Source organism: Bradyrhizobium yuanmingense, from assembly GCF_900094575.1.
GTDB lineage: Bacteria > Pseudomonadota > Alphaproteobacteria > Rhizobiales > Xanthobacteraceae > Bradyrhizobium > Bradyrhizobium yuanmingense.
Window position 1 is genome coordinate 213,690 of sequence record NZ_FMAE01000009.1, and the last position, 21,300, is coordinate 234,989.

The 21,300-nt window shown below is 65.7% G+C and carries 20 protein-coding genes; 11 read left to right on the forward strand and 9 right to left on the reverse strand.

From position 1 onward, the window contains the following. Positions 1-70 precede the first annotated feature (70 nt). From GA0061099_RS30160 to GA0061099_RS30180, 5 genes are all read right to left on the reverse strand, one after another. Entirely contained in the window at positions 71-1,018 is a 948-nt protein-coding gene (locus GA0061099_RS30160; RefSeq protein WP_036023609.1) for an ABC transporter substrate-binding protein, read from the reverse strand. 101 nt (positions 1,019-1,119) lie between these two features. Next, entirely contained in the window at positions 1,120-2,160 is a 1,041-nt protein-coding gene (locus tag GA0061099_RS30165) for an ABC transporter permease subunit (RefSeq protein ID WP_036005162.1), read from the reverse strand. Continuing rightward, positions 2,153-3,676, reverse strand: a complete 1,524-nt coding sequence (locus GA0061099_RS30170; protein WP_036023608.1) for a sugar ABC transporter ATP-binding protein — start codon at positions 3,674-3,676, stop codon at positions 2,153-2,155. Before GA0061099_RS30170 ends, GA0061099_RS30165 begins: the two co-directional genes overlap by 8 nt. Positions 3,677-3,814: 138 nt before the next feature. Next, a complete protein-coding gene (gene xylB, locus GA0061099_RS30175; RefSeq protein WP_036023606.1) occupies positions 3,815-5,260 on the reverse strand; it encodes a xylulokinase in 1,446 nt (481 codons plus the stop codon). Between the two features lie 11 nt (positions 5,261-5,271). After that, complete coding sequence (locus tag GA0061099_RS30180) at positions 5,272-6,195, reverse strand: LysR family transcriptional regulator (RefSeq protein ID WP_036023604.1); 924 nt, start codon at positions 6,193-6,195, stop codon at positions 5,272-5,274. A 107-nt stretch (positions 6,196-6,302) separates the two neighbouring features. On the opposite strand from GA0061099_RS30180, the gene GA0061099_RS30185 reads away from it, so the two are divergent. The 11 genes from GA0061099_RS30185 to GA0061099_RS30235 all read left to right on the forward strand — a co-directional run bounded on the left by GA0061099_RS30185 (position 6,303) and on the right by GA0061099_RS30235 (position 17,169). Then, a complete protein-coding gene (locus GA0061099_RS30185; protein WP_036005173.1) occupies positions 6,303-6,626 on the forward strand; it encodes a Dabb family protein in 324 nt (107 codons plus the stop codon). After that, complete coding sequence (locus GA0061099_RS30190) at positions 6,623-7,702, forward strand: maleylacetate reductase (protein WP_036005176.1); 1,080 nt, start codon at positions 6,623-6,625, stop codon at positions 7,700-7,702. Before GA0061099_RS30185 ends, GA0061099_RS30190 begins: the two co-directional genes overlap by 4 nt. Positions 7,703-7,706: 4 nt before the next feature. After that, the gene (locus GA0061099_RS30195; protein ID WP_036023601.1) at positions 7,707-9,071 is read left to right on the forward strand and encodes an amidohydrolase family protein; all 1,365 of its coding nucleotides are present in this window, start codon (positions 7,707-7,709) and stop codon (positions 9,069-9,071) included. Between the two features lie 20 nt (positions 9,072-9,091). Further along, on the forward strand, positions 9,092-9,994 hold the full coding sequence (locus tag GA0061099_RS30200) for an NAD(P)-dependent oxidoreductase (RefSeq protein ID WP_036023599.1): 903 nt from the start codon (positions 9,092-9,094) through the stop codon (positions 9,992-9,994). 14 nt (positions 9,995-10,008) lie between these two features. Then, complete coding sequence (locus GA0061099_RS30205; RefSeq protein WP_036023598.1) at positions 10,009-10,893, forward strand: intradiol ring-cleavage dioxygenase; 885 nt, start codon at positions 10,009-10,011, stop codon at positions 10,891-10,893. Positions 10,894-10,943: 50 nt separating this feature from the next. Then, the gene (locus GA0061099_RS30210) at positions 10,944-12,338 is read left to right on the forward strand and encodes an FAD-linked oxidase C-terminal domain-containing protein (protein ID WP_036023595.1); all 1,395 of its coding nucleotides are present in this window, start codon (positions 10,944-10,946) and stop codon (positions 12,336-12,338) included. 10 nt (positions 12,339-12,348) lie between these two features. After that, a complete protein-coding gene (locus GA0061099_RS30215; RefSeq protein WP_036023593.1) occupies positions 12,349-13,872 on the forward strand; it encodes a sugar ABC transporter ATP-binding protein in 1,524 nt (507 codons plus the stop codon). Next, the gene (locus GA0061099_RS30220) at positions 13,865-14,815 is read left to right on the forward strand and encodes an ABC transporter permease (protein ID WP_036023591.1); all 951 of its coding nucleotides are present in this window, start codon (positions 13,865-13,867) and stop codon (positions 14,813-14,815) included. The genes GA0061099_RS30215 and GA0061099_RS30220 overlap by 8 nt, the downstream gene beginning before the upstream one ends. Beyond that, a complete protein-coding gene (locus GA0061099_RS30225) occupies positions 14,812-15,789 on the forward strand; it encodes an ABC transporter permease (RefSeq protein ID WP_036005199.1) in 978 nt (325 codons plus the stop codon). The genes GA0061099_RS30220 and GA0061099_RS30225 overlap by 4 nt, the downstream gene beginning before the upstream one ends. Before the next feature lie 41 nt (positions 15,790-15,830). Further along, positions 15,831-16,805 (forward strand): sugar ABC transporter substrate-binding protein, encoded by a 975-nt coding sequence (locus GA0061099_RS30230; RefSeq protein ID WP_036005202.1) that lies wholly within the window; start codon positions 15,831-15,833, stop codon positions 16,803-16,805. A gap of 76 nt (positions 16,806-16,881) precedes the next feature. Further along, positions 16,882-17,169: a YciI family protein gene (locus tag GA0061099_RS30235; protein WP_036005205.1), complete on the forward strand. Its 288-nt coding sequence runs from the start codon at positions 16,882-16,884 to the stop codon at positions 17,167-17,169. Between the two features lie 249 nt (positions 17,170-17,418). Here GA0061099_RS30235 and GA0061099_RS30240 read toward each other — a convergent pair whose 3' ends face one another. Genes GA0061099_RS30240 through GA0061099_RS30255 form a run of 4 tightly spaced genes read right to left on the reverse strand, consistent with a single transcriptional unit; the run spans position 17,419 to position 21,290 of the window. Then, complete coding sequence (locus GA0061099_RS30240; RefSeq protein WP_036023588.1) at positions 17,419-18,411, reverse strand: ABC transporter ATP-binding protein; 993 nt, start codon at positions 18,409-18,411, stop codon at positions 17,419-17,421. Then, the gene (locus GA0061099_RS30245; RefSeq protein WP_036023586.1) at positions 18,408-19,397 is read right to left on the reverse strand and encodes an ABC transporter ATP-binding protein; all 990 of its coding nucleotides are present in this window, start codon (positions 19,395-19,397) and stop codon (positions 18,408-18,410) included. The genes GA0061099_RS30240 and GA0061099_RS30245 overlap by 4 nt, the downstream gene beginning before the upstream one ends. Positions 19,398-19,428: 31 nt before the next feature. Beyond that, positions 19,429-20,352, reverse strand: coding sequence for an ABC transporter permease (locus GA0061099_RS30250; RefSeq protein WP_036023578.1), 924 nt, complete (start codon positions 20,350-20,352; stop codon positions 19,429-19,431). Continuing rightward, positions 20,349-21,290: an ABC transporter permease gene (locus GA0061099_RS30255; protein WP_036023577.1), complete on the reverse strand. Its 942-nt coding sequence runs from the start codon at positions 21,288-21,290 to the stop codon at positions 20,349-20,351. Before GA0061099_RS30255 ends, GA0061099_RS30250 begins: the two co-directional genes overlap by 4 nt. Positions 21,291-21,300: the final 10 nt, after the last annotated feature.

Below are 21,300 nucleotides of genomic sequence, written 5' to 3' on the forward strand. Positions count from 1 at the left end.
AGGTATCGGCGGCGGGCGGCGCGAACGAACCGCCACCCGCCATCTCTCGTGCTTCGAACGCCCCGATGCCTTACTGCGAGCGATCCGAGGTCCAGCCCTTGTACGCGGCAACGTTGTCCCTGGTCACCAGCTTGGACGGCAGCAGCTCGACGGTCGAAGCCGGCTTCTGGCCGTTGAGAATGCCGACGCCGACCTGCACGGCCCGCCGCGCCATGAAGAACGGATCCTGCGACGCCGATGCCTGGATCTGCGGCGACTGCGGATCTTTCAGCGCGGCCTCGATATCGGGCGCGCCGTCGACGGCGGTGATGATCATGCCGGTTCGGTTCTGCTGGCGTGCCGCAAGGTCGGTGCCGATCGCCTGCGGATCGTTGATGGCGAAGATGGCGTCGATCTTGGGGAAGCGGGTCAGATAGCCCTGCGCGACGGTGAGGCCGCCCTCGCGCGAGCCCTTGCCGTCCTGGTCGCTCGACAACACCTTGATGCCGGGATTCTTCGCGAACACGTTCTTGCAGCCGACCACACGGTCGATCACGGCGGAGACCTGCGGCCCGTTCTCGATGATGACGTCACCCTTGCCGCCCAATTTGTCGACGATGTACTGGCAGGAGATCTCGCCGGCCTGCACGTTGTTCGTGGTCACGGTGGCATCGGCGCCTTCGGCCGCGGTGTCGACAGCGACGACGACGATGCCTGCGGCCTGCGCCTTCTTGATGGCCGGCCCGATCGCCTTGGGATCGCCGGGATTGAGCAGGATCAGGTCGACGCCAGCGGCGATGAAATTGTCGATCTGGGTGACCTGCTTGCCGAGGTCGTATTCGAAGCCGACCGTCGTGATCTTCACGTTGGGATTGGTCTTCTTGGCCTCGAACTCGGCGCCCTTCGACAGCGCGACGAAGAACGGATTGCCCATCGATCCCAGCGAGACGCCGATCGACTTGAGCTCCTTGGCGAAGGATGGTGCGGTGGTGAGGGCAAGCGCCATGGCGGCGCCGGCGAGCATGATCGTCTTCAACATGGACTTCCTCCCTGGTCTGTCTTCGTCCCCGGCGCGGCAGACCAGTTGCCGCAACGGAATCTCGTCTCAAGCCATGCGCACGCCGTTGCGCGCCAGACCTTTCACGTTCTCGCGGAGCCTTGCAGCCGGTAGCGGTCCAGCGCCACGGCACCGATGATCACCAGGCCCTTGATCACATATTGCCAGATGTCGGAGACACCGATCAGGATGAGCCCGTTCGAGAGCACGGCGATGATGAGCGCACCGACCAGCGTGCCCCAGATCGAGCCGATGCCGCCGACGAACGAGGTACCGCCGAGGATCACCGCGGTGATTGCATCGAGCTCATAGGACTGGCCGAGCTGGAGTCCGTTGGCTGCGTAGAGCCGCGCCGCCTGCATGGCGCCGCCGAGCCCGGCGAAAAGTCCGGAGATGCCGTAGACGAAGATCAGGACGGCCCAGACCTTGATGCCGGCAAGCCGCGCTGCGCTCTCGTTTCCGCCCACGGCATAGATATGCACGCCGAGCACGGTCCGGCGCAGCACCAGCCAGGAGACGAGAATGACGAGCAAGGCGATTACCGAGAGCCATGGGATCGACGCGACTCCGGGAATGAGCGTCAACGAGCCGTTGCCGATGAAGGCATAGGGAATGGAGGGATTGAACACGGTGGTGTCAGCCCCGAGCAGCCGCGCCAGGCCGCGCACTGCGGTGAGCGAGCCGAGCGTGACGATGAAGGGCGGCAGGCGCAGCAGTGCAATCAGCGCGCCGTTGACGATGCCGAAGACGAGGCCGGTGAGCAGTGCGGCCGGCAGCCACAGCAAGCCGAGCTCCGGCATCTTGGAGAGCGTCAAACCCGCCATCGCGGAGGCCGCCAGGATCGAGCCGACCGACAGGTCGATGCCGCCGGTGAGGATGACGAAGGTCATGCCAGCGGCGAGCACGGTGTTCACCGCGGCCTGCTGCAATACGATGCCGAGATTTTGTCCGGTGAAGAAGCGGCCTTCCGACAGCACGTTGAAGCCGATGCAGAGGATCAGCAGCACCGGCAACATGCCGAGCGCGCTGATCAGCATCCTCATCCGCTGGCGTCTTGTCTCCGCGGCAGCGCCATTGGTCGTCGTCGATGCCGGCTTTGCCTCCGCAGCACCATTGTCAGGCATCGAGATGCTCCATCCCCGTGGCAAGCCCCATGATGTCTTCCTGCGCAAGCGGCGAATTCGGACCGCGGCTGACCTCGCCGGCAATGTGCCCGGCACGCATCACGATGACGCGGTCGCAGATGCCGATGATCTCGGGCAGATCGGACGAGATGACGAGGATCGCGGTGCCGGCCTTGGCGAGATTGTCGATGATCGAATAGATTTCCGACTTGGCACCGACATCGACGCCGCGCGTCGGCTCGTCGAGAATGAGGACCTTCGGCGCGATGGCGAGCAGTCGCGACAGCAGCACCTTCTGCTGGTTGCCCCCTGACAGGCCGCCGGCGGGAACGCCGGCATTCGCGGCGCGGATGCTGAGGCCGGCAAAGGCGCGGTCGGCGCGCTCGCGGGCCTTGTCGCGATCGAGAAACCAGCCGAGCTTCGCATCGCGGCCGAGCACGGCGAGGTTGATGTTGTCCAGACACGACATGTCGAGAAACAGGCCGAGCGCCTTCCTGTCTTCGGTCAGATAGGCAATGCCGGCCTCGAGCGCCTCGCCCGGCGTGCGGATCTCGACCGGACGCCCCTCCAGCTCGAGCCGGCCGGAGGTTTTTGGCGACGCGCCGATGATGAGATGCGCAAGCTCGGTGCGACCGGCGCCGATCAGGCCGGCGAGGCCGACCACCTCACCCGCATGCACGGTGAGGGAGCAGCCCTTGACGCGCCCGCCATCGGCCATGTCGATCGCCGCGAGCACGGGATGCCCCCGCCCCGCCTCCGGATCATGGTCCTTCTTGTAGAACGAGGAGACGTCGCGACCGACCATCAAGCGCACGATGGTGTCGGCGCGGATCTCGGGCTTGTCGAGCGAGCCGACCAGGCGGCCGTCGCGCAGCACGGTGACGCGATCGCCGAGCGCATAGACCTCGTCCATGCGATGCGAGATGTAGATGATGGCAAGGCCCTCGGCGCGAAGCTGGCGGATCAACGCGAACAGCCGCTCACTTTCGGCGGCCGACAACGAGGTGGTCGGCTCGTCCATGATGAGGATTTTCGATCTGACGTGCAGCGCACGGGCGATCTCGACCAGCTGCCGCTGCCCCATGGACAGATGCGCCACCAGCGTCGAGGGCAGGAAGTCCGCGCCCAGGCGCTTCAGGATCGGGCCGACGCCCTCGCGCATTGTGCCGCGCGCCAGCAAGCCTGACCGCGATATCTCCCGTCCCAGATAGATGTTCTCGGCAACGCTGAGATTGGGAGCGAGCGACAGCTCCTGGTAGATGATGGAGATGCCCGCCGCGCGGCCGCCGAGCGGGCCTTCGATCCGCACCGCCCTGCCCTCGATGCGGATCTCGCCGCCCGCGTCGGGCCGGTAGGCGCCGGACAGGATCTTCATCAGCGTCGACTTGCCGGCGCCGTTCTCACCCATCAGGGCGTGAATTTCGCCGGGATAGACGGTGAGATCGACGGCCCGCAGCGCCTTGATGCCGAAGAAGGTCTTCGAGACCCCGCGCATCTCGAGGATCGGATCGTTCATCGTGCCTCCCGGCGCACAATGCGTTTCCCACCCGCGTCTCGTTTCTCGGCAACGCGGTTTGGTCATTAAACAAAAGCGGGTGACGCAGGGCAATACCGAAGGCGAATATACCGAAGTATGCAAACCAGATTGGGCCAGCTAGTGGCGCGGCCGATACAGGTCGCGCCAGGCGGGAAGCCGTTCAGCGTAGGCATCGACCAGTGCAGCGTCGGGCTCGAATGTTTCGATGCGCTGCGGCTGCATGCATACGTCACCGATTGCCTCACCCGTGACAGCAAGCCGCCCCAATCTCGCCGCACCGAACGCGGCGCCGGTTTCACCTCCGGCAAAGCGATGGATCGGAATGCTCAGCACGTTCGCCAGCACCGAGAGCCAGAAGGTAGAGCGTGAACCGCCGCCAATCACGTCGGCCTCCGCAATCCCGATGCCGGCATCCGCGAGCGCATCGCGGCAATCGGCAAGCGCGAAGGTAACGCCTTCGAGCACCGCCTGCACGATCGCCGCGCGATCGGTGCCATGGCTCAGGCCATCCAGCATGCCGCGCACAACGGGATCGTCGTGCGGCGTCCGCTCACCGGCGAGGTAAGGCAGGAAGCTCACGGGCGACGGCGCCTGCGGTCGTGCTCCAAGCGGCGCCAGCAGCTCGGCCTCGGCGGCGCCGAACAGGCGCGCGAGCCAGGCAAGGCAGGAAGCGGCCGAGAGGATCGCGCCGGCCTGAATCCACATCCCTGGAATGGCGTGGCAGAACGTGTGCACGACACGGTCGGGATTGGCGGCGATCCGGTCGGTCGGGACCATGAGCGCACCCGAGGTTCCCAGCGACACGAAAGCGGCTCCCGGCCGGATTGCGCCGATGCCGATGGCGCCCGCGGGATTGTCGCCGGCCCCACCCGCGATCACCGGCTGCCTGATCATCCCCCAGCGCCGCGCGAGTTCGCTGCGCAGCGTGGTTGCGGGCGCGCATCCCTCGACCAGGCGCGGCATGTGCTCGCGCGACAAGCCGCTCGCTGCCAGCGCGGCGTCCGACCAATCGCGGCGCGCAACGTCGAGCCATAGGGATCCCGAGGCATCCGAGACGTCCTCGACAGCCTCGCCCGATAGCACCAGTCGCAGATAGGCCTTTGGCAGAAGAACGAGTTTCGTCGCCGCGAAGATCTCGGGCTCGTGCGCGGCGATCCAGAGCAGTTTTGGCGCGGTGAAGCCCGGCATCGCCTTGTTGCCCGTCACCTCGCGCAAGGCGGGCCAGCGTTGCTCCAGGACACGGCACTCAGTCGCAGAGCGTCCGTCGTTCCAGAGGATGCAGGGCCGCAGCGGCCTCAAGCTTGCATCGAGCAGCGTGGCGCCATGCATCTGGCCGGACAGCCCGATGCCTGCGACCGCTGCTAACGCATCGGCATGCGACGCCTTGAGAGCATCCAGCGTGGCGAAGGTCGCATCGATCCACTGCGCCGGATCCTGCTCGGAATAGCCCGGTTGCGGCGAGACGGTCGCGAGCGACCGGCTCTCGCTTGCGATCACGCGCTGGGCATCATCGACGAGAACCGTCTTGACCGCCGACGTGCCGAGATCGATGCCGAGATACATGCTGCTTCCGCTCACTTCGCCGCGTCGATCCAGATCCCCGGCTCTGAATGCTCCCGGATGTAGCTGACGAGGAAGTCGGAGAACACCCTGATCTTGGCAGGCAGCCTGACGCGGTTCTGATAGGCGATGTTCATGGTGAGCAACGGCAGCTGCCAATCGCTCAGGACAGGCACCAGCCGCCCAGCCGCGATATCGCCCTGCACGATATAGAGCGGCTGGATCAGGATGCCGAGCCCCGCGCGCGCCGCACCACAGATGATCTGGCCGTCGTTGCTGTCGAGCGTCGGCGCGATCCGGATCGTCTGCGTCGTGCTGCCCTGGCTCAGCCGTAGCGAATAGGGATCATTGGCGAGATTGTAGATCAGCATGTTGTGCCGGGCGAGATCGGCGGGATGCTCGGGCCGGCCGTGCTTCTCCAGATAGGACGGAGCGGCCGCGAGCACGCGGTGCATTTGCCCGATGCGCCGGACGATGATGTTGGAATCCGGTTCGTGCTCGCGGGTACGAATCGCAACGTCAATGCCGGCTTCGATGAAGTCGAGGTAGCGGTTCGCGCTGATGATCTGCACGCTGAGATCAGGATAGAGCGCACGGAAGGCTGGCAGCATCGGTGCGAGGTAGATCATCGCAAAGGAGAGCGAGCTCGTCACGCGCAGCATGCCCTTCGGCGACAGCGCGCGGTCGGAGACGGCGTCCTCAGCCTCGGCGAGCTCGTTCAGAAGCGTGCTGCACCGCTGCAGCAGTTCCTGTCCCGCTTCGGTCAGCCATTGCCGGCGCGTGTTGCGCTCGATCAGCCGGACCGCAAGCCGCTCCTCCAGCGCACTGAGATGGCGGCTCGCAGCGGCGTTCGACATCCGCAGGATTTCGGCGGCCTTGGAAAGGCTGCCGAGCTCAGCGGTTTTGGAGAACACCTCGAGTTGAAGCAGCCGGTCCATTTTTACGAAATAAGGAAAAGAGACTTACAAATTTTGACCTTTATTTCCGTTTTCTGCAAGGCAAAATGGCGCCAACAAAGCACCATTGCAGGCGAGGAAATCAGGAAATGTCGGGCCCGATCAGGCACATCGTGATGTGGCGACTGCGCGGGGAGAGCCCTGAGGAGCGCTCGGCCGCCCGGCTCAAGGTCAAGACCCTGTTCGAGGGCCTCAAGGGCCGGATCGACGGCCTCACCCATATCGAAGTCGGCATGGACGTCAGCGCGGTTGATTATGCCTGCGACGTGGTGCTGTTCTCCGAATTCACCGACCAGGCGGCGCTCGCCGCCTATGCCAACCACCCGGAGCATCTGCGCGTGCGCGAGGCGCTGGGCGACTTGCGGATCGGGCGCTTCCAGGTCGATTATCCCATCAAAGAGACCGGCGCATGATCGGCTCGTTCACCTTCGAAAACCTGCCCTGCCGCGTCGTGTTCGGCAGCGGCACGCTTGCCTCAGCCAAGGCCGAGGTCGAGCGGCTCGGCGGCAAGCGTGCGCTGGTGCTGACGACGCCGCAGCAGGAGGCACAAGGCAAGAGCTTGGGAGCCGCGCTCGGCCCGCTCTATGCCGGCATCTTTTCCGGCGCCACCATGCACACGCCGGTCGAGGTCACGGAACGCGCGCTCGCGGCAATGAAGGCATGCGAAGCCGATTGCGTCGTTTCGCTCGGCGGCGGCTCGACCACCGGGCTCGGCAAGGCCTTGGCCTTGCGCACCGGCGTCAACCAGCTCTGCATTCCCACCACCTATGCCGGCTCGGAGATGACGCCGATCGTCGGCCAGACCGAGAACGGACTGAAGACCACGGTGCGCGATGCAGCCGTGCTGCCGGAGACCGTGATCTACGACGTCGACCTGACGCTGACGCTGCCGGCGAGCCTCGCCGCAACCTCCGGCATCAACGCGATCGCCCATGCCGTCGAGGCGCTTTACGCGCGCGATGCCAATCCTGTCACCTCGCTGATGGCCGAAGAAGGCATCCGCGCGCTGGCGCGCGCCCTGCCCGCCATTGCCGCGAAGAGCGACGATCGCGAGGCCCGCACCGAGGCGCTCTATGGCGCCTGGCTGTGCGGTGTCTGCCTCGGCACGGTCGGCATGGCGTTGCATCACAAGCTCTGTCACACGCTCGGCGGCACTTTCGACCTGCCGCACGCCGAAACGCACACCATCGTGCTGCCGCATGCGCTGGCCTACAACGCGCCGGCCGTGCCCGACGCGATGGTGCGGATCGCGCGCGCGATCGGGGCAGCCGATGCAGCTCGGGGGCTTTTCGAACTTGCGAAACGGCTGGGTGCGAAGGTCGCGCTACGCGACGTCGGCATGCCCGAGGGCGGGATCGACAAGGCGGCTGACCTCGCAGTCACGAATGCCTACTGGAATCCGCGGCCGCTCGAACGAGGCGCCATTCGCGAGTTGATCGCGCGCGCCTGGACCGGCGAGCCACCCGGCGCCATCAAAGCGGTAGCTTGAAGCGATGCGGCGCACCCTGATCAGATCCGCCACCGTCATCAGCATGGATGACGCGATCGGCGATCTCTCGACCGGCGATGTGCTGGTCGAGGGCAGCCGGATCGCCGAGGTGCGCCCGTCGATCGACGCTGCGGCCGACACGGCGGTCGTCGACGGCACGGGCCGCATCGTCATTCCCGGCCTGATCAACGCACATATGCACACTTGGCAGACCGGCTTGCGCGGCTTTGCCGCGAACTGGACGCTGCTGGAATATTTCCGCCGCATGCATGCGGGCCTCGCCACCGTGTTCCGGCCCGACGATATCTACATCGCAACCCTCGTCGGCGCGCTGAACCAGATCAATCACGGCGTCACCACGCTGGTCGATTGGTGCCACAACAACCCGACGCCGGATCATACCGACGCCGCCGTGCGCGGCCTGATCGAAAGCGGCGTCTGCGCCGCGTTCTTCCACGGCTCACCGAAGCCCGAGCCGAAGCCGGGCGAGCCGCATTTCTCGGAAGTGCCGCATCCGCGCCGTGAGGTCGAGCGGCTGCTGGCCGGGCCCCTCGCCGACCGCGACGGCCTCGTCACGCTCGGGCTCGCCATCCTCGGTCCGCATTATTCGACGCTCGACGTCGCCATGCACGATTTCCGCCTGGCGCGGGAGCTGAAGCTGATCGCATCGATGCATCAGGGCGGCGGTCCGGCCAAGACGCCCGGCGGCTGGGAGAAGCTGCTCGAGGCCGGCCTCGTCGGCCCCGGCATTAACATCGTCCACGGCAACGATCTGCCGGATGATCTGCTCGATCGTCTCGTCGATCTCGGCGTATCGTTCTCGGTGACGCCCGAGAACGAGATGATCCAGGGCCATGGCTTTCCGATCACCGGCCGCCTTCTGAAGCGCGGCGTGCGGCCGACCATCGGCATCGACCTGGAGTCCGTGCTGGCCGGCGATCTCCTCTCCGCCGCGCGCGTTGCGCTGTCGATGCAGCGGGCACTGGACAATGTGGAATCGCGCAAAGCAAGTGGCGCCATTCCGGCGACGACCACGATTCCCGTGCGCGAAGCGCTGCGCTGGATCACGACGGAAGGCGCCCGCATGCTCGGCCGCGAGCACCAGATCGGCTCGCTGACGCCGGGCAAGCTCGCCGACCTCGTGATCATCAACGCCTCCGACCTCAATCTCCATCCAGTGCATGATCCCGTCGCAACCGTCGTGATGCAGACGAGCCTCGCCAACATCGAGGCCGTCATGATCGGCGGTGCCTGGAAGAAGCAGAACGGGCGGCTATTGGTCGAGGGACTCGAGACGAAGAAGGAGCTGCTGGCGCAATCCGGCCGGCGGCTGGTGCAGGATATTGAACGACAGGGACGCGCCGCCTGAGGCGCCAATGGACAAGAACAATGACTGACGCTCTGAAAACAGTTGGTTTCATCGGGATCGGCAAGATGGGCCTGCCGATGTCGGTGCTCGTCGCCAAGGCGGGCTTTGCCGTTACCGCGTTCGACCAGAGCGCGGCGCGCATCGACGAGGCACGCGCGCAGGGCATTGCGATTGCCGCTTCGCCGGCCGAGGCCGTGCGCGGCAAGGCCGCCGTGATCACGTCCCTGCCCGACGACGCCGCTTTGCGCGGCGCATTGCTCGGCTCCGCCGGCCTGATCGCCGCGATGGCGCCCGGTGCCGTCTTGATCGAAACCAGCACCGTGAGTGTCGAAGCCTCGGCTGAGGTTGCAGCCGCCGCGCAGGCGCGTGGCATTGCCTATCTGCGCGCGCCGGTTTCCGGCAATGCCAGCATCGTGCACACGGGGGCGCTGACCTGCTTCGTCTCGGGGCCGAAGGACGCCTTCGAGAGCGCAAAGCCGCTGTTCACCGCATTCACCCGCGCCCAAACCTATCTCGGCCCGGCCGAGGAAGCGCGCTACGCAAAACTCTCGGTCAACCTGATGATCGCGGTGTCTGCGGCGATGATGGCCGAGAGCCTGGCGCTGGCGCGCAAGGGCGGCATCGCCTGGCAGGACATCCTAAAAGTGCTCGACGACAGCGCGGTCGCCTCTCCCATGGTGAAGTACAAGACCGCGCCGCTACGGACTCGCGACTTCGAGTCCACCTTCTCCTGCAGGCAGATGGCCAAGGATCTCGACCTGATCCTGGGCGCCGGCCATGCCGTCGGCGTGCCGCTGCAGCTCGCCGCGCAAGTGCGCGAGACCTATGGCGCGCTGGTCGCGCAGGGCGACGGCGATACCGACTTCATCGCGACCGTCAAGCATCTCGAACGGCTGTCCGGCCTCGGCGAACCAAAACCCTGATCGCGGAGATACACATGCGTAACTTCAACGAAAATACGATCACGGATGCGGTGCTGGAGCGGATCGCGGGCGCGACCGACCCGCGCATCAAGCAGGTGAGCGAAGCGCTGGTGCGGCACTTGCACGCCTTCGTCCGCGAGGTGCGGCCCACCCAGAACGAATGGGAGTTCGGCATCGATTTCCTGACCCGCACCGGGCACATGTGCAACGACAAGCGCCAAGAATTCATCTTGCTCTCGGACACGCTTGGCGTCTCCATGCTGGTCGATGCCATCAACCATCCGGTGCCCGAAGGCGCGACCGAGACCACGGTGCTCGGCCCCTTCTTCGTCCAGGCTGCGCCCGAGAAGGACAGCGGCGCTGACATCTCCGGGCCGATGGATGGCGATCCGATGCTGGTCACCGGCTCGGTCTCGGCCGTGGACGGAAAGCCGCTCGCCGGCGCCATCGTCGACGTCTGGCACTCCGACCACGACGGTTATTACGACGTGCAGCAGCTCGACAAGATCGGCGATCTCGCGATGCGCGCCCGCTTCCATACCGACACCAACGGCCGCTTCCATTTCTGGTCGATCAAGCCGGCCGCCTACCCGATTCCGCATGATGGACCGGTCGGCGAGATGCTGGAGGTGCAGGGACGCCATCCCTGGCGCCCGGCGCACGTGCACTTCATGATCTCAGCGCCCGGTTTCGAGCAGCTGGTGACGCACGTGTTCGTTGCCGGCGACCAATATCTCGACAGCGACGTGGTGTTCGGCGTCAAGGACAGCCTGATCCGCGAATTCGTCCGTCATCCCGCCGGCCGTGCGCCGGATGGTCGCATGGTGGAGCGCGATTATTTTCATCTCAACTATGATTTCGGCCTGAAGCAGGTCGCAAGCAACGCAAGAGCCGCTTAAGCTCAACAACGGACCAACAAGAGTCCGTAAAACAGGGACGGGAGCTGAGGATGGGACCGCGGATCAGCACGGGCGTTTTGGCCGAGCGCCTCACCGGCATGATCGGTCCGCGCGCGAGCGTTGCGCGCGGCGTCCTCGATCAGCACGGGCAGAGCGAGTCGCACTATCAGAGCCTGCCGCCCGACATCGTGGTCTTCCCCGAGACCACGCAGGAGGTCGCCGAAATCGTCAAGCTCTGCGCCGGCGTCGGCATGCCGATCGTCCCGTTCGGCGCCGGCACCTCGCTCGAAGGCAATGCGGCCGCGGTCGCGGGGGGCGTCTGCTTCGACTTCGCGCGGATGAACAAGGTACTGATGTTGCACGACAGCGACATGGACGTCGTGGTGCAGCCCGGCATCACGCGCAAGCAGCTGAATGCGGAGCTGCGCAACACCGGCCTGTTCTTCCCGATCGATCCCGGCGCCGACGCCTCGATCGGCGGCATGACTTCGACGCGCGCCTCGGGCACGATGGCGGTGCGCTACGGCACCATGAAGGACAATGTCATGGCGCTGGAGGTGGTGTTGGCCGACGGCCGCGTGATCCGTACCGCCCGGCGCGCGCGGAAATCGGCGGCCGGCTACGACCTCACGCGCATGTTCGTCGGTGCGGAAGGCACCCTCGGCGTCATCACCGAGATCACGCTGAAGGTACACCCGGTGCCGCAGGCGATCTCGGCGGCAGTCTGCAGCTTCGACACCCTGCACGATGCGGTGGACACCGCGATCTCCGTGATCCAGTCCGCGATCCCCGTGGCCCGCATCGAGCTGCTCGACGATGTCATGATGCGCGGCATCAATGCCTACGCAAAGCTCGGCTATCGCGAGGCTCCCACCCTGTTCTTCGAATTCCATGGCTCAGAGACTTCCGTCGCCGAGCAGGCCGAAGCCGCGCAGGCGATCGCGGCCGAGCATGGCGGCCATGGCTTTGCCTGGGCTAAGGCGCAGGAAGACCGCAGCCGGCTCTGGCATGCCCGCGACAACACCCTGTACGCCGGCCTTGGCTTGCGGCCCGGCGCGCGCGCTGTGATCACCGACGTCTGCGTGCCGATCTCGCGTCTGGCGGAATGCCTGATCGAGACGCGGCGCGATGCTGACGAGCACGGCTTCACCGCGCCGATCGTCGGCCATGTCGGCGACGGCAATTTCCACATGCTGATCCTGATCGACCCGACACGACCGGAGGCGGTCGAGGGCGCCAAGGCGCTGCAGGCCCGCATGGTCGCGCGTGCCATCGCCATGGACGGCACCTGCACCGGCGAGCACGGCATCGGGCTCGGCAAGATCGACTATCTCACCGACGAGCTCGGCGAGGCCGTGGACGTGATGCGATCGATCAAGGCGGCGCTCGATCCCGACGGATTGATGAACCCCGGAAAGATCTTTTCTGGCAGAGCCACAACATGAGCAACAAGCCATGAGCGACGCGCTCCCGATCGAGGTCACCTCACCCACGCCGCTGCTGGAGCTGCGCGGCATCAGCAAGGAGTTTCCCGGCGTCAAGGCGCTCGACGACGTGTCCTTCGCCGTCTACCCCGGCGAGGTCCATATGCTGCTGGGCGAGAACGGCGCCGGCAAGTCGAGCCTGATGAAAGTGCTGTGCGGCGCCTATCGCGCCGACGCCGGCGAATTCTACTACAAGGGCGAGAAGGTCGCGATCAATTCCACCGCGGATGCGCAGAAGCTCGGCATCGCCGTGATCTTCCAGGAATTCTCGCTGGTCCCCCATCTCGACATCGCCCAGAACATCTTCTTGGGACGCGAGCCGAAGGGCCGCATTCCCGGCACCATCGACCGCCGCAGGATATTGGCTGACGCAAGGCGCGTGCTCGACACGATCGGCTTCGACATCGATCCCGCCACCACCGTCGACAAGCTCGGCGTCGCCCAGCAGCAGATGGTCGAGATCGCCAAAGCGATCAGCCAGAACGCCCGCATCCTCGTCATGGACGAGCCGACCGCGGCGCTGTCCGACCGCGAGACCGAGCTCTTGTTCGCGCTGATCGCGCGGCTGAAGGCCGACGGCGTCTCGATCGTCTATATCTCGCACCGCATGGCCGAGGTGTTCGCGCTCGGCGATCGCATCACCGTGCTGCGCGACGGCCGCCGCATCGACGGCGTCCGGCCCGCCGACGTCACGCCGGACCAGCTCGTGCGCATGATGGTCGGCCGCAACGTCGACATGACCTATCCGCGCCATTTCGCCGACAAGCCCGGCGAGGTGCTGCTCCAGGTCAAGGGCCTCTCCGCGCCCACCGGCATCTCCGACATCAACATCGAGGTGCGCCGGGGCGAGATCGTCGGGCTATGCGGCCTGGTCGGCTCCGGCCGCAGCGAGGTCGCCCGCGCCATCTTCGGCGCCGACCCCGTGACCTCGGGCGAGATCATCTTCGATGGTAAGAGCATTTCCGGCGAGCCGGATCTCGCCGCCCGTCGCGGCATCGCGCTGATCCCCGAAAGCCGCAAGAGCGAAGGCCTCGCGCTGCTGCGATCCGTCAGCGACAATCTGGTGGTGTCGGCGCTGAAAAAGCTGTTTCCGAGCGGGCTATTCGACCAACGCTCGGCCCAGCGTACCGCTGACGGTCTGATCCGGCAGCTCCGCATCGCGACACCAAGCGCACGCCAGACCGTCGGCCTGCTCTCGGGCGGCAACCAGCAGAAGGTCGTGATCGGCAAATGGCTCGCCGCCGGCTCGAAGCTCTTCATCTTCGACGAGCCGACACGGGGCATCGACATCGGCGCCAAGTCGGAGATTTTCGCGCTGATCGACCGCCTGGTCGCGGACGGCGCGGCGGCGCTGATGATCTCGTCCGAACAGGTCGAGATCTGCCATGTCTGCGACCGCGCCTATGTGATGCGCGAGGGGCGCATCGCCGGACACCTGACCCGCAACGAATTGACCGAGGAGAACATCGTGCGATTGGGGATGCATCATGCGTGAGGTCGCGGTCGTCGCTCAACCCAATCCGCTGCAGCGCATTCCCGGCGTTGCCATGGTGCTGGTGCTACTGATCGCGCTGTTCAGCGTGATCGCGCCCGGCTTCCTGTCGGTCGCCAACCTCTCCAACGTGCTGGTGCAGTCGACCATCCTGACCATGCTCGCGCTGCCGATGACCCTGATCATCATGACGGAGGGGCTGGACCTGTCGATGGGCGCGGTGCTGACGCTGACCTCGCTCTGCGTCGCGATCGTGTCGCTTGCGACCAAGTCGATGCTGCTGGGCCTCGGCGCCGGCCTTCTGGTCGGCACCGCCTTCGGCCTCGCCAACGGCTGGCTGGTCGCGATTCTCGGCATACCGCCCTTCGTCGCGACGCTCGGCACGCTCGGCATGGCGCAGGGCCTGTCGCTGATCGTCAGCGACGGCCAGAGCGTGGTCGGCATTCCCCACAGCGTGCGCGACATCTATTCGGCGACGCTGCTCGGCATTCCCGTGCCGATCGTGATGGCGCTGGTGACATATGCGACCTTTCACGGCCTGCTCTATCACACCCGCTTCGGCACCTACATCTTCGCCCTCGGCGGCAACCGCGAGGCGCTGCGCTATGCCGGGCTCTCGCCCAACAGGCTGCTGATCGCGGTCTACGCGATCGGTGGCGCCATGGCCGGAATCGCAGGCCTGTTGATGACCGCACGCATGAACTCCGGCCATCCCACCGCCGGCCTCGGCCTGGAATTCGATGCCATCGCGGCCGTCGCCGTCGGCGGCACCTCGTTCGAGCGGGGCAATGGCTGGCTACTCGGTACGCTGCTCGGGGTCCTTTCCGTCGGCGTGTTGCGCAACGGCCTGAACCTGATCTCGCTCCCCTCCTCGGTGCAGGTCGCCAGCGTCGGCGTGCTCGTCATCGTTGCCCTGTTCCTCGACGGCCTCAGGAGCCGCACATGACCGACATCACCAAGGGCGCCATGGCGCCGCCCCGCTCCTTCCTGTCGCAGGACGCGGTCCAGCTATTCTATCGCCTGCTCGCGGCTTTCCTGATCTGCGCGGTGCTGGCCGTGCTCAGCGATTCCTTCCTGAGCCTCGGCAACATCCTCAACGTGCTGAGGCAGGCAAGCTTGACCTTCTTCATCGCCTCCGGCCTGACGCTGGTGGTGCTGACCGCAGGCCTCGATCTCTCCGTCGGCGCCAATGTCGCGCTGTCCGCCTGCCTCGCCGGTACCGTGATCCACACGACCGGTTCGCCTGCGCTCGGCATCCTCACCGGACTTGCCTGCGGCGGGCTCGTCGGCCTGATCAACGGCGTCATGGTCACGGCGCTCCGCATCCCCTCCTTCATCGCCACCTACGGCATGCTCTGGGTGCTGAACGGCCTCACCTATTGGTACATGGCGGGCGAGACCCTGCACGGCTTCCCGGCCGGCTTCCGCCAGATCGGCAGCGGCTATCTGTTCGGCCTACCCATTCCGGTCTACCTGCTCCTGGTGTTCCTCGGCATCGGGACGTTCTTCGCGCAGCGCACGGTCTGGGGCCAGGAGATCTACGCGATCGGCGCCAATCCTGTCGCCGCACGACTATCAGGCATTCCCGTCGCGCGCCGCCTGCTGCTGGTCTACGCGGTCTCAGGCACCATGGCGGGACTTGCCTCGATCATCTTCCTGTCGCGGCTCAATTCGGCCGAGGCCGATATCGGCGAGAGCCTGACGCTGCCGGCGATCGCGGCCGTTCTGATCGGGGGCACCTCGCTGTTCGGCGGCGTCGGCACGGTGTTCGGCACCTTCATCGGCGCGCTGATACTGACCCTGGTGCTGAACGGCATGAACCTGCTCGCGGTCAGCGCCAATTGGCAGCCGCTCGTCACCGGCGTTATCGTCATTCTCGCGGTCTGGCTCGACATGAAGACCCGCCGCCGCGCGCAATGAGTTCCAGCAATCCAACAAGCAAAATGAGGGATGGAGGCAATATGAGAAAGACAATTGGCTATGTGGCGCTGCCGCTGCTGATGGCGACCGCGCTCACCACTGCGGCGCGTGCCGACGGCGAGACCATCGCCGTCTTCACCAAGAACCAGACCAATCCGTTCTTCCAGACGGTGCGGGTCGGCGCCGACAACATGGCGAAGGTGCTGAACGCGAAGACGCTGCAATACATCCCGACCAAGCCGGACTCGATTCCCGAGCAGCTCAGCCAGATCGAGGACGTGGTGGTGAAGAAGCCGAGCGCGATCGTGTTCACGCCGGTCGATTACAAGGCGATGGTGCCGGGCGTCGAGAAGATCAACGAAGCCAAGATCCCGGTCGTCAACATCACCGACCGTTCTGCCGGCGGCAAGTTCCTGTCCTTCGTCGGCGCCGACGATTACAGCCTTGGGCTGGAGACCGCGCGCTTCCTGCTCAAGACGCTCGGCGGCAAGGGCAACATCGTCATCATCGAAGGCGTCAAGGGCTCGCTGACCAATGTCGACCGCGTCCGCGGCTTCAACGACGCGCTGAAGGAAGCCCCCGGCGCCAAGCTTTTGGCCTCGCAGCCCGGCAACTACCAGCGGCTCCAGGCGCTCCAGGTGATGGAGAACTTGATGCAGTCGAATTCGCAGATCGACGGCGTGTTAGCCGCCAACGATGCCATGGCGGTCGGCGCGATCGAGGCGCTCGACGGTGCCAACCGCAAGGCGCAGGTGATCGGCATCAACGGCACCAAGGAGGCGATCGACGCGATCAAGTCCGGCAAGCTGCTGGCGAGCGGCGACTACAACGGCTTTGCGCAAGGCTGCCTCGGCACCATGATGGCGATCCGCTCCTTGCGGGGCCAGCCTGTCATCAGCGAGATCGTGCTGAAGCCGACGGTGATCACCAAGGACAATTACGGGCCGTTCGACGTGCCGCTGGAGCAGCGGACCTGCCCCACCTTCGAGGACGCCGGCAAGCTCAGCGCGAAGTAGGCCATCCCCCCACATCAAGACCGGACGGCCGCAGCCCGCGGCCGTCCCAAGAATGAAGCCAAGAAACGGAGACAGCATGCTGTTCGCCATTCACGCCCTCGACCGCACCGGCGCGTTGCCGACCCGGCTCGCCAATTACGATGCCCACAAGGCTTTCCTCAGCGACACCTCGCGCTTCGGCGTCAAGATCGTGATGTCCGGTCCGCTCGTCTCCGACGACGGCCAGACCATGATCGGCAGCCTGTTCCTGATCGAGGCCCCTAGCCGTAGCGAGGTCGAGGCCTTCAATCGCGCCGATCCGTTTGCCGCGGCCGGCATCTGGGACAAGGTGACGATCACCGGCTTCCTGCGCCGGCAGGGTTGAGGGTCCGCCACGACAAAGTGCGAAAACAACCCCATGCACAGTAAAACGGGGCTTGTTTTCGCTTACGAATTTCCGATGCACCGCGCGACCTCGCATCCGAGGCCAATGCCGACCAGGATCGGCGGTGGATTTTGACTCGTCGGGCAAAACAGGGGCATAATGTAATCATCACCCGATGTCAGTTGCGCCCGCCATCCAGGCACCTGCCCAGCGTCGGCGCGGTGTGCGACGCGGACTGGAGTCAGGTCCTTAACCGCTGACTGCCGGCGCAGCCTCTTCCAGGTGACACGCCACCCACTGCTCGGGTCCCGTCGCGCGCAGCGTCGGCTCCTCGGTCCGGCAACGATCGAACACGAACGGGCAACGGGTGTGAAAGCGGCATCCCTTCGGCGGATTGATCGGGCTCGGCACGTCGCCCTTGAGGATGATGGGATTGCGCTGGGCTCCGGGCTCCGGCAGCGGCACGGCCGAAAGCAGCGCCTTGGTGTATGGATGCCTTGGCGCGGCAAAGATCTCGCGGCGCGGAGCCAGCTCGACGATCTTGCCGAGATACATCACGGCGACGCGATGGGTCATGTGCTCGACGATGGCAAGATCGTGGCTGATGAAGAGCAGCGCGAGCCCGAACTCGCGCTGCAGATCCTGCAGTAGATTGACGATCTGCGCCTTGACCGAAACGTCCAGCGCGGAGACCGCCTCGTCGCAGACGATCAGCTCGGGCTCGGCAGCCAGCGCCCGCGCAATGCCAATGCGCTGACGCTGGCCGCCGGAGAATTCGTGCGGCCTGCGGTTCAGCGCCTCGCGCGGCAGGCGCACCGTGTCCATCAGTGATGTGACACGGACCTCGAGATCCTCTGCGGACTTGGCGAGGCCGAAATTGCGGATCGGCTCGGCGAGAATGTCGCGCACACGCATGCGCGGATTGAGGCTGGAGAAGGGGTCCTGGAACACGACCTGCACGCGGCGGCGCATCTGGCGCATCGTGCCAGGTGCGGCGTCGTCGATCCTCTGGCCATCGAGGATGACCTGGCCCGAGGTGATCTCGAACAGTCGCAGGATGGCGCGGCCGACCGTCGATTTTCCGCAGCCGGACTCGCCGACCAGGGACAGCGTCTCGCCGCGCGCGATCTCGAAGGAGACGCCGTCCACCGCGTAGACGAATTCGGTTTGCCGTCCGAAGAGGCCCTTGTTGATCGGAAAGTGCTTCTTGAGGTCGTTGACCTGGAGCAGCGGAACACTCATGCCGCGATCGCTCCCTTGGCGGCGTAATGGCACGCAGCGATGTGGCGGGGGCCCTTCTCTTCCAGCCCCGGCGCATACTGGCGGCACAGATCGGTCGCGAGCGCACAGCGCCCGGCAAAGACGCAGCCCGTGATCGGCTTGCGCAGATCAGGCACCTGCCCGGGAATCTCGGCGAGCCGCGTCGCGGTGCCCGCAAGCGAAGAGCCGAGCTTCGGCACCGCGCCTAACAGGCCCTGCGTATAGGGATGGCGCGGGGAACGGAACAGCTCGGCCACCGGCGCCTCCTCGACCTTGCGGCCGGCATACATCACCATGACACGCTCGGCAATCTCGGCGACGACGCCGAGATCGTGGGTGATCAGGATGATGGCCGCACCGACCCGGCGCTTCAGGTCCAGCATCAGCTTGAGGATCTGCGCCTGGATTGTCACGTCGAGGGCGGTTGTCGGCTCGTCTGCAATGAGAAGCTTCGGATTGCAGGCCAGCGCAACCGCGATCATCACGCGCTGGCGCATGCCGCCAGACAGCTGGTGCGGATATTCGCCGACGCGCCGTTTCGGCTCGGGAATGCCGACCAGTGTCAGCATCTCCACCGCATGCGCCTCCGCCGCCTGCTTGTCGAGGCCCTGATGGATCATCAAGGTCTCGCGGATCTGGCGGCCGACGGTGAGCACCGGGTTCAGGCTCGTCATCGGTTCCTGAAAGATCATCGAGATGTCGTTGCCGCGGATCGCGCGCATCTCGCGATCGGACAGTTTCAGCAGATCCCTGCCCGCGAAGCGGATGCTGCCTGCGATCCGGCCCGGCGGCTCCGGAATCAGCCGCATCAAGGACATCGACGTCACCGACTTGCCGCAACCGGATTCGCCGACGATGGCGAGCGTCTCACCCTCGTTGACATGGAAGGATACCCCGTCGACCGCGCGGTTGATGCCGCCGGGCGTGCGGAAATGGGTCTGGAGGTTCTCGACTTCGAGCAAAGCCATCGCAATCAGCCTCGATCCATCACAGACAACATCACAGGCTTTTGGCCATGCGCGGGTCGAGCGCATCGCGAAGGCCGTCGCCGAGCAGATTCACTGCGAGCACGGTGACGGACAGGAACGCCGCCGGGAAGAACACGATGTAGGGCTTCACCTGCCAAAGCGCGCGGCCCTCGGCCATGATGTTGCCCCAGGACGGAATGGTCGGCGGCGTGCCGGCGCCGATGAAGGATAGGATCGCCTCCGTGATCATGGCGCTGGCGCAGATGTAGGTCGCCTGGACCAGCATCGGCGCAACCGTGTTGGGCAGGATGTGGCGCAGGATGATCATCGGCGTGCGCGTGCCGCAGGCCACGGCCGCGTCCACATAGGGCTGCTCGCGCAAGGACAGCACGACGCTGCGGACGAGGCGCGAGACGCGCGGAATCTCGGCGATGGTGATCGCCAGGATGACGTTGCCGACGCTGCCGCGCGTCAGGGCCATGAGCGCGATCGCCAGCAGGATCGGCGGAATCGACATCAGCCCGTCCATGAACCGCATCAGGATGCCGTCGGCCCAGCGGATGAAGCCGGAGACCATGCCGATGGCAAGGCCGATCGCCGAGGCGCAGATCGCGACCGACAGGCCGACCGTGAGCGAGACGCGCGCGCCGAACAGCACGCGCGAATAGATGTCGCGGCCGAGCACGTCGGTGCCGAACCAGAAATCGGCCGACGGCGCGCGGGTGCGCTTGGCGGGCGCAAGCGCGGTCGGATCGACCGTGCCGAGGTATGGCGCAAAGATCGCGATCAGCACCAGCATCAGCAGCAGCGCGCCGCCGATCGCGACCGTCGGGTGGCCGCGCAGGAGGCCGACGAAGCCGCGCCGTATCCTGACCGGCCGCAGGATCTCGGGCAGTTGCGGCGCAAGGACGAGGCCGGCCGGAAGCGAATGCGGATTAACGGTGGCGTCGGTCAATAGCGGATCCTCGGGTCAACGAGCGTGTAGACGACGTCGATCATCAGATTGACGAGGACGTAGACGAAGCTGAACAGCAGCACGATGCCCTGAATCACCGGATAGTCACGGCGCAGGATGGCATCGATGGTGAGGCGGCCGAGGCCGGGAATCGCGAACACGCTCTCGGTGACGACCGCTCCGCCGATCAGGAGCGCGATGCCGATCCCGATCACGGTGACGATCGGCACCGCCGCGTTCTTCAGCGCGTGAATGAACAGGATGCCGCCCTGCCCGAGGCCCTTGGCCTTGGCGGTGCGGATATAGTCCTGCTGCAGCACTTCGAGCATGGCTGCCCGCGTGATGCGGGCGACCAGCGCGATATAGACGCAGCCGAGCGCGATCGCCGGCAGGATCAGGTTTTCCAGCCATGGCCAGAAACCCTGGGCCAGCGGCGTGTAGCCCTGCACCGGCAGCCATTCCAGCTCCAGCGCGAAGATGTAGGCGAGCATGTAGCCGACCACGAAGACCGGCAGCGAGAATCCGAACACGGCAAAGCCCATGATGACGCGATCGATCAGGCTGCCGGCCTTCCATGCCGCCACCACGCCGAGCGGCACCGCCACCACGATCGTCAGCAGCAGCGTGACGATCATCAGCGACAGCGTCGGTCCGAGACGCTGCCCGATCATCGCCGAGACCGGCAGGTTGGTGAAGATCGAGGTGCCGAGATCGCCGTGCAGGATGCGCCAGACCCAGCCTCCGAACTGGACCAGGAAGGGCCGGTCCAGCCCGAGGCTCTGGCGGATGCGCTCCACATCCTCCGGGCTTGCCTGATCGCCCGCGATCACCACGGCCGGATCGCCGGGCGCGATATAAAGCAGGCTGAACACGAACAGCGCGACGATCGCCATGACTGGCAAGGTCGCAACGATGCGACGGAGGATGTAGGAGAGCATCTGGCCTCAG